The sequence below is a fragment of the Psychrobacter sp. bablab_jr014 genome (genome assembly GCF_016464015.1).
Taxonomy (GTDB): domain Bacteria; phylum Pseudomonadota; class Gammaproteobacteria; order Pseudomonadales; family Moraxellaceae; genus Psychrobacter.
This window is the reverse complement of record NZ_JACDXT010000030.1, coordinates 79,223-86,448: the sequence shown is the minus strand read 5'-3', so window position 1 is coordinate 86,448 and position 7,226 is coordinate 79,223. Positions and strand designations below refer to the sequence as shown.

At 46.1% G+C, this 7,226-nt stretch carries 7 protein-coding genes; 4 read left to right on the top strand and 3 right to left on the bottom strand.

Annotation, left to right across the window (positions count from 1 at the left end; genetic code table 11):
• Positions 1–174 precede the first annotated feature (174 nt).
• Positions 175–801: a methylated-DNA--[protein]-cysteine S-methyltransferase gene (locus JIE71_RS12530; protein ID WP_199508242.1), complete on the top strand. Its 627-nt coding sequence runs from the start codon at positions 175–177 to the stop codon at positions 799–801.
• A 105-nt stretch (positions 802–906) separates the two neighbouring features.
• On the opposite strand, the gene JIE71_RS08230 is transcribed toward JIE71_RS12530, so the two are convergent.
• Positions 907–1,656, bottom strand: coding sequence for a YebC/PmpR family DNA-binding transcriptional regulator (locus JIE71_RS08230; protein ID WP_199508241.1), 750 nt, complete (start codon positions 1,654–1,656; stop codon positions 907–909).
• A gap of 329 nt (positions 1,657–1,985) precedes the next feature.
• Here JIE71_RS08230 and JIE71_RS08225 point away from each other — a divergent pair, with 329 nt between their 5' ends.
• Complete coding sequence (locus JIE71_RS08225; protein ID WP_199508240.1) at positions 1,986–2,816, top strand: ion transporter; 831 nt, start codon at positions 1,986–1,988, stop codon at positions 2,814–2,816.
• 108 nt (positions 2,817–2,924) lie between these two features.
• Here JIE71_RS08225 and JIE71_RS08220 read toward each other — a convergent pair whose 3' ends face one another.
• Together JIE71_RS08220 and aroQ are read right to left on the bottom strand one after the other, a co-directional pair.
• Positions 2,925–4,223, bottom strand: coding sequence for an ABC1 kinase family protein (locus JIE71_RS08220; protein WP_199508239.1), 1,299 nt, complete (start codon positions 4,221–4,223; stop codon positions 2,925–2,927).
• Positions 4,224–4,308: 85 nt separating this feature from the next.
• The gene (gene aroQ, locus JIE71_RS08215; RefSeq protein ID WP_199508238.1) at positions 4,309–4,833 is read right to left on the bottom strand and encodes a type II 3-dehydroquinate dehydratase; all 525 of its coding nucleotides are present in this window, start codon (positions 4,831–4,833) and stop codon (positions 4,309–4,311) included.
• A 536-nt stretch (positions 4,834–5,369) separates the two neighbouring features.
• Between aroQ and JIE71_RS08210 the strand changes: the two genes are divergently transcribed.
• Both JIE71_RS08210 and JIE71_RS08205 read left to right on the top strand, forming a co-directional pair.
• On the top strand, positions 5,370–5,585 hold the full coding sequence (locus JIE71_RS08210; RefSeq protein ID WP_199508237.1) for a cold shock domain-containing protein: 216 nt from the start codon (positions 5,370–5,372) through the stop codon (positions 5,583–5,585).
• A 229-nt stretch (positions 5,586–5,814) separates the two neighbouring features.
• Positions 5,815–6,990: a DEAD/DEAH box helicase gene (locus tag JIE71_RS08205; RefSeq protein ID WP_199508236.1), complete on the top strand. Its 1,176-nt coding sequence runs from the start codon at positions 5,815–5,817 to the stop codon at positions 6,988–6,990.
• The last annotated feature ends 236 nt before the right edge of the window (positions 6,991–7,226 follow it).

Below are 7,226 nucleotides of genomic sequence, written 5' to 3'. Positions count from 1 at the left end.
GCAATTTTAGCATCAGCCCGCAGGGACAGGACTCTTTTTTGCCGCTTCATCGTTAAAAATAAGCGCTTAGAGTGACTAAACTTATTATTTTTAACCTCGAATCGTCTAAAAAATAGTCGCTGTCAGTGCCATGGTCGAATGGTCAATACGCCCTAATGTTTATGGAGACATCTGATGCTAATCACACGTTTACCACTATCGGACCATGATGCCAATGCGTCTACTGTTTTACAGCAAGACAGTGCGCTCCTTTTGATCAGTCACACGCTGGCAGGTACGGCAAAGCTGGTCGGCTGCTATTGGCAAACGGTGGCATTGGATGACATCTATACTGAGGATAAAAAACTACGCGCCTTGATGCGCCATTATCAGTGTCAACCTGAAAATGTAGATATTATCCCGATAGATATGCTTGGTAAGGTTGGCAATGTTAATGAGCTTGAGCAGCGCGTTTTACAAACCGCAGTCGTCGAGCTACAAGGCTATTTTGCAGGCAATCAGCGGCAGTTTTCTGTGGTGCTCGATGACAGCTTTGGCACACCGTTTCAGCGCCGCGTTTGGCAAGTACTCGCCAATATCAACTATGGTGAAAGTAAAAGCTATGCCGAGATTGCGGCAGACATCGGCAACCCAAAAGCCTACCGCGCCGTGGCGCAAGCGAATGGCAAAAACCCTTTTAGCATTATCGTGCCATGTCATCGCGTGATTAATAGCGGTGGCAAGCTCGGCGGTTACACTGGCGGTCTGGATAAAAAACGCCATTTGCTTCACCTTGAAGGGATTGAATACCAGTCAAAATAAAGCAGCTTTTCAAAGAAAGATCTGCGCTTCAAATACAAAAGAAGCCAAACATTAGCGTTTGGCTTCTTTTATTTTACTTAATAGGCCGAAAAATAGGCCTTAAAACTACCCCTCAAGCTGCGCCATCACCTCATCAGAGAAGCGCACGTTGGTATAGACTTCTTGCACGTCGTCCAAATCTTCGAGCATGTCAATCATTTTCATGACCTTTTGCGCGTCATCGATATCGGTAATCTCGGCGCTGGTCGATGGCGACATGGTCACCTCGGCATTGTCTGAGACCAGACCTGCAGCGTTCAGCGCGTCTTTGACTTGACCAAAGTTTTCAATCTCAGTGATGACCAAGATACTTTCGCCATCGTTTTCAATGTCAGTTGCGCCCGCATCGAGCGCTGCCATCATGATGTCGTCCTCTAGGCCTACATCACTAAAGCTAATCTCACCGCGCTTGCTAAACAGGTAGCCGACCGAACCTGATGTACCAAGGTTGCCATCATACTTGGTAAAGGCGTGGCGCACTTCACTGACGGTGCGGTTGACATTGTCGGTCATGGTTTCGACCAATACGGCCACACCGCCAATGCCGTAGCCTTCGTAGGTGATTTCTTCGACGTTTTCGTTATCGCCGCCACCTGCACCGCGCTCGACGGCACGCTTGATGGTGTCTTTGGTCATGTTTGCCGACAGCGCCTTCTCAACCGCGGCGCGCAGACGTGGGTTTTTTTCAGGGTCAGGCTCGCCTTGTTTGGCGGCTGAGACGATTTCGCGGATGATTTTGGTAAAAATCTTGCCGCGCACCGCATCTTGACGGGCTTTACGGTGTTTGATGTTTGCCCATTTAGAGTGACCTGCCATAAACTGTCCTTAATCTTCGTAGCCCATGACTTATAGAGCTACTTTTAAAAAATAGGGGCGGCGTAATAGACCGTCCACGAGAGATAACCAGCGCCACGGATGCGATAGTTGCTATCTGTTATTATTGAGAGGCGCTGTTCACGGTTGGGTATGTTGCTGACAGCGGTTTTTTGCTACACTGTGTCTGTTCACGCATATTCGGTATCAGCAGTGGCGGATATTATAAACCACTTCTGAGCCGTTATACCAATCCAAGCCTATCTGTACATCGTCAGCGTACGTGCGATGTATGTCCTTTTTGTCGCTGATTTTATGATGTTATTGCCGCTATGAAGCAACCGACTGCTGAAGCCATCACGCATTTGCGTAAGCGTATTCATATTATTATTGAAGGCACAGACACGCGTCTGGGTAAGCTGTTCGATATCGTGCTGTTAATCGCCATTGTGACCAGCGTGGCGGTGGTGATGCTCGATAGTGTGCTATATATGCGTTTGCAATATGGCACGTTGTTTTTTTATGCCGAATGGTTCTTTACCATTTTATTCACGATTGAGTATTTACTCAGACTGTTTTCTGCGCCCAATCGTCTGCGCTATATCTTTAGTTTTTTTGGTATTGTCGATTTACTGTCGGTGCTGCCCAGTTATTTAAGCTTGGTGTTCGTCGGCGTGCAATACCTGCTCGTCGTGCGTATCCTGCGTATTCTACGTGTGTTCCGCGTACTTAAGCTCAAGGCTTACATGCAGCAGGCGGGTTTTTTGGCATCGGCATTAAAGACCAGCCAGCAAAAAATCACAGTGTTTTTCTTATCCTTGGTGCTGCTAGTAACTATTTTTGGCTCGGTCATTTATGTGGTCGAAGGGCCTGAAAACGGCTTTACCAGTATTCCTTTGTCGATTTATTGGGCGATTGTCACTATGACCACGGTAGGCTATGGCGATATGTCGCCGAAAACGCCTATTGGGCAAGCGATAGCATCAATGGTGATGATAACGGGTTATTCTATCATTGCCGTGCCGACAGGTATTTTTACCTCGGAGCTGGCGCGTAACATGCGTCCGCAGTTGCAGCCTGTGACGTGCCCAAACTGCGGTAAATTCGGTCATGCGGTCAACGCAACCTTTTGCGACCGCTGTGGACATTCATTGCATGTTTAAGGCAAGCCGCTAAAAAGTAAAAAATACAATCAATAATGAGCCAGAGTCCATGATTGCTCGGTTTATTGTTACCCTTTTTTATCACCATTTTTAAAATAGGGACACGCCCTAGTCAATATAACGCGCTACCAATGGCGATAAGTCAATTTTTACGCCCAAATTAACCAAGTTCCAGTATTGACCTGATACGGTACGATCCAGCATCATGGTCACAGCTGAAGGCTGAAACTGATTAAAATATTTTAGCGAAGTACGCATTTGAGTAATGACCTCATGATGTACCTGACTACTCGCAAAGTCAAATGTGCCGCTGTGGTAAGGTTCGATGGATAAAGGACGCAGACCGATTGACAGCCACTCTTTATAAAACGTGCCAGGGATATCGGTGTCGTCTTCGCGGCGAATATGCAGCGCGACTAAGTCTTGCTCCAGCGCGGTCACATCGCCTTTAATAGCATGACGTGCAAAACGGCGAAACAGCTGTACTTCATCATCGCTATAGCTGCGAATGCTGCCAAAGTCATAGGCAATGACGCTGCCATCGGGACGAAACGCAAAGTTGCCTGGATGTGGATCGCAGTGCACACGATACAGCTCGAACAGCTGCCCTGCGCTAAAGTGAAACAGGCGCTCAGCGATTTTCTGTTTTACAGCATTGTCCCATGTAGCCGCTACATTTAAACTGTCGCCCATCTCTTCACTTAAGGTAAGAATGCGCTTGCAAGAGTGGCTGCTGATCACTTTAGGAATAATAAGTCCCTCGTCATCGGCATGAAATGCGCCAAATATTTTTAGATTTTGTGCCTCTTTGGTGTAGTCCAGCTCATCGCGTAGACTTTGACGTATCTCATCGAACAGTTGCTCTTGTAGTTTGCGACTCATATTGAGCACGCCTGCAATTTTGAGCGCCATACGCACCTGCTTGAGGTCACTCTCGCAATTGGCATCAACATCAGGGTATTGCACCTTGACCACCACTTTTTGCCCATTGGGTAAGGTGGCCTTGTGTACTTGTCCAATGGAAGCGGCGGCAAATGGCGTCTTTTCAAAATCGGTAAACAAGGTATCAAGCGGCGCACCCAGCTCGCGTTCAACCTGAGCTTTGATTTGCCCAAATGGCATGGGCGGCGCGTCTTTTTGCAGTTTTTCAAGCGCCGCTGCCACCTCTGGCGGAAATACGTCTTTATATTGTGAGGCAATTTGTCCCACTTTCATCACTGCGCCTTTCATCTCGCCAAGCGTTTCGGCAATTTGTAGCCCCACGTCTTGCATCAGCTCCGAGCGGGCTTGCAGGCGTTTTTCTTCATCGCTCGATAAGTGACGCAAGGAGTTTTTGGCAGCCTTACCGGCAATGCTTGCAGTCATGCCAGCGAGGCGCATAAAGCGTTTTCCGGAAGAGTTTGCCATCGTTTTCACCGTGTCATTAATTAGAAAAAATACAAGAGCCTCAATTGTCCACTACTATACTGTGGTTATTGCTATTTTGATATTATCAAACGGTATACAAATGCGTTAGCCAATAATCCAGCGCCATCTCATAGCCCAAATGACCACAACCACAAATCACACCTACGGCCAAATCACTAAAATAAGAATGCTGACGGAACGGCTCACGCTGATGAATATTGGATAAATGTACTTCGATAAATGGCTTTTTGGTGGCAGCCAAAGCATCACGTAGCGCTACTGAAGTATGTGTAAATGCCGCAGGGTTGATAATCACCGCATCGACCAGCTGCTCAGGCTCAGCCAGCAAGCCATAATGCTGAATGCGCTCTACCAGCTCACCTTCGTGGTTCGACTGAACAAAAATCAAGCGTACATCATGCGCCGCTGCCTTTTGTTTTAGGTTGGCTTCGATGTCCTCAAGGGTCGTGTGCCCATAAATCTCAGGCTCACGCTTACCCAGTAGATTGAGGTTTGGACCATTGACCACCAGCAGCGTGCGATTTGGTATTTTTGCCTGTGCATTATTAGCAGTCGATGGGGGCGTTGAGGGAGCAGTATTGGTAGACATAAAAGACTCTTTATTGATGTATTTTCGTAACTTTAATAAATAGGGGCTAAAAAACAGGTCGCTGTCGCCAGAAAAAATTTGCGTAGCCCTTTAAAAACATAGCTTACAGACGATGTTATGAAAAGTATAGGAAAAAGACAAGAGTCGTCAAAATTGTATTAAAAGGCTTTATGTTGCTAAAAACCCGTGCTATGATATTTTTTAAGCAATAAGTATTGCAAGTTTGTTACTGAGACGCTAATAGCGATGACAACCTACGTTGATTTATCAGTGACGAATGCGGCAGGACATGGTCGTCTCGCTTAGGAGAAGCTAAAAAGCGCGTGCTACATTTACGATGTATGCAAACGGGCAATAGCAAATGTCATTGTAGACTTGAATGATTTATATCTGAAATATTTGTATCAGTAATGCGGGTATTTCAAATAACGGCATTTGGTCCATTATTTTTACATTTTAATCCCGTAATGTTAGTACCCAGTTTTGCTTGTTGCAAAAGGACTTGGGACTAAACGCAATTTTTAGGAAGCACTATTATGTCAGCTCGTGAACAAGGCACTGTAAAGTGGTTTAATGACTCAAAAGGTTTTGGTTTTATTCAGCGTGAGAGCGGCGAAGACATCTTCGTTCATTTCCGCGCCATTCAAGGCGACGGCTATCGCTCATTGAAAGATGGCGAAAAGGTAGAATTCAGCGTTGTTGAAGGACAAAAGGGTCTACAAGCTGAAGAAGTGACCAAGCTCGACGCATAAGCAATGACAAAACCGCAGCAGCCATCACTTGTGATAAACTGCGGCTATATTGTAAGCCAAGCCTATCTGCTACTATTGGCGTTCGCCGATTAGTACGTCGGTATTAGGTTTGGCTTTTTTTATTGTTGGCTTTTTCAGTGTAAGGCGGCTATGATGCCGTCATTGATGACAAAGCGATAGGCTGGTAAGGTTAAGGCTTATTGCGTCGTTGCTACATAAGGATATATTTTTGAGTCCCTTTCAGACATTTACCGATTTGCCATTATCTCAGCCTGTATTGCGCGCTGTTCAGGACTTGGGTTTTACTCAGCTGACCGCCATTCAATCGCAGATTTTGCCATACACCTTGGCAAACCAAGATGCCATCGGACAGGCACAGACAGGTACGGGCAAGACCGCTACCTTTTTAATTACCATTATCGAAGCATTGCTAAAGCGTCCTTTTACCAAAGATGAGGCGCGCTATCTGGGCGAGCCACGTGCGGTCATTATGGCACCGACCCGCGAGCTTGCGCAGCAAATCTTTGAGGATTGCCAAGCTCTGAGCAAATATACCAAACTGCACAGCGTATGCATCATGGGCGGTACCAATTACGATACCCAGCAGCATGAACTTGAGCGTCAATACGTGGATATTTTGGTCGCCACGCCAGGGCGCTTGATTGATTTGATGTACAAAAACATGATCTATCTCGACCGTGTTGAGGTCTTGGTACTTGATGAGGCTGACCGTATGCTCGACATGGGCTTTATCCCTGACATCAAGCGCTTGGTCAGACGCATGCCACCGAACACCGACCGTCAAAGTTTGCTGTTTTCGGCGACCTTTAACCAAGATGTGATGAATTTGGCGTATCGCTGGCTGCATGAGCCGCAGTTCGTCGAGATTGAGCCTGAGCATAAAACCAGCGATTTGGTCGAGCAACAGTTTTATTTGTTAACAGAAGCAGAGAAGTTGCCTGCACTGCATCAGATTTTAAATGATGACGATGTCGATAAAGTCATTGTCTTTGCCAATCGTAAAGACCAAGTCAAGCGTCTGTATCATAAGCTGCGCGGACAGCACAAAGTTGTCATGCTCTCAGGTGATGTGATCCAACAAAAACGCGAAAAATACCTTCAGCGCTTTAAAGATGGCGATGTGTCGGTATTGGTTGCCACTGATGTGGCAGGACGCGGTATTCATGTCGATGAGATTAGCCATGTCGTCAACTATACCTTGCCTGATCAGCCAGACGATTATGTACATCGTATCGGGCGTACAGGTCGTGCGGGACGTACGGGTATTAGTATCAGCTTTGTGAGCGAAGACGATGCCTTTAATTTGCCTGCCTTAGAAAAGCATTTGGATACCAAGTTTAAACTGTCACAGTGGCAAGAAAACAACGACAATACCGACGCGTAATGTGAGTGGTGCTTACTGGATTTTTTATTATCAGAGCAAAATATAGTCACTTTAATTTAAAAATGATAGCGCAAGATTAAAGGCTATTTTTCGCAGCATCTGGAGACGCAGTCACAGCAAGCAAGAAAAATAGTATTTAATCGAGCGTTTTTTTGACGCTATAACATTTTTATTTAGGTTTTAATATCACCTTTAAAACATACGCCATAAAAAAGCCGAGGTTATGACGACCTTCG

Excerpts from the sequence above, each read along its gene's own strand:
- JIE71_RS12530 (WP_199508242.1), top strand. The coding sequence starts at position 175 with ATGCTAATCACACGTTTACCACTATCGGACCATGATGCCAATGCGTCT.
- JIE71_RS08230 (WP_199508241.1), bottom strand. The coding sequence starts at position 1,656 with ATGGCAGGTCACTCTAAATGGGCAAACATCAAACACCGTAAAGCCCGT.
- aroQ (WP_199508238.1), bottom strand. The coding sequence starts at position 4,833 with ATGTCTACCAATACTGCTCCCTCAACGCCCCCATCGACTGCTAATAAT.
- JIE71_RS08225 (WP_199508240.1), top strand. The coding sequence starts at position 1,986 with ATGAAGCAACCGACTGCTGAAGCCATCACGCATTTGCGTAAGCGTATT.
- JIE71_RS08210 (WP_199508237.1), top strand. The coding sequence starts at position 5,370 with ATGTCAGCTCGTGAACAAGGCACTGTAAAGTGGTTTAATGACTCAAAA.
- JIE71_RS08220 (WP_199508239.1), bottom strand. The coding sequence starts at position 4,223 with ATGGCAAACTCTTCCGGAAAACGCTTTATGCGCCTCGCTGGCATGACT.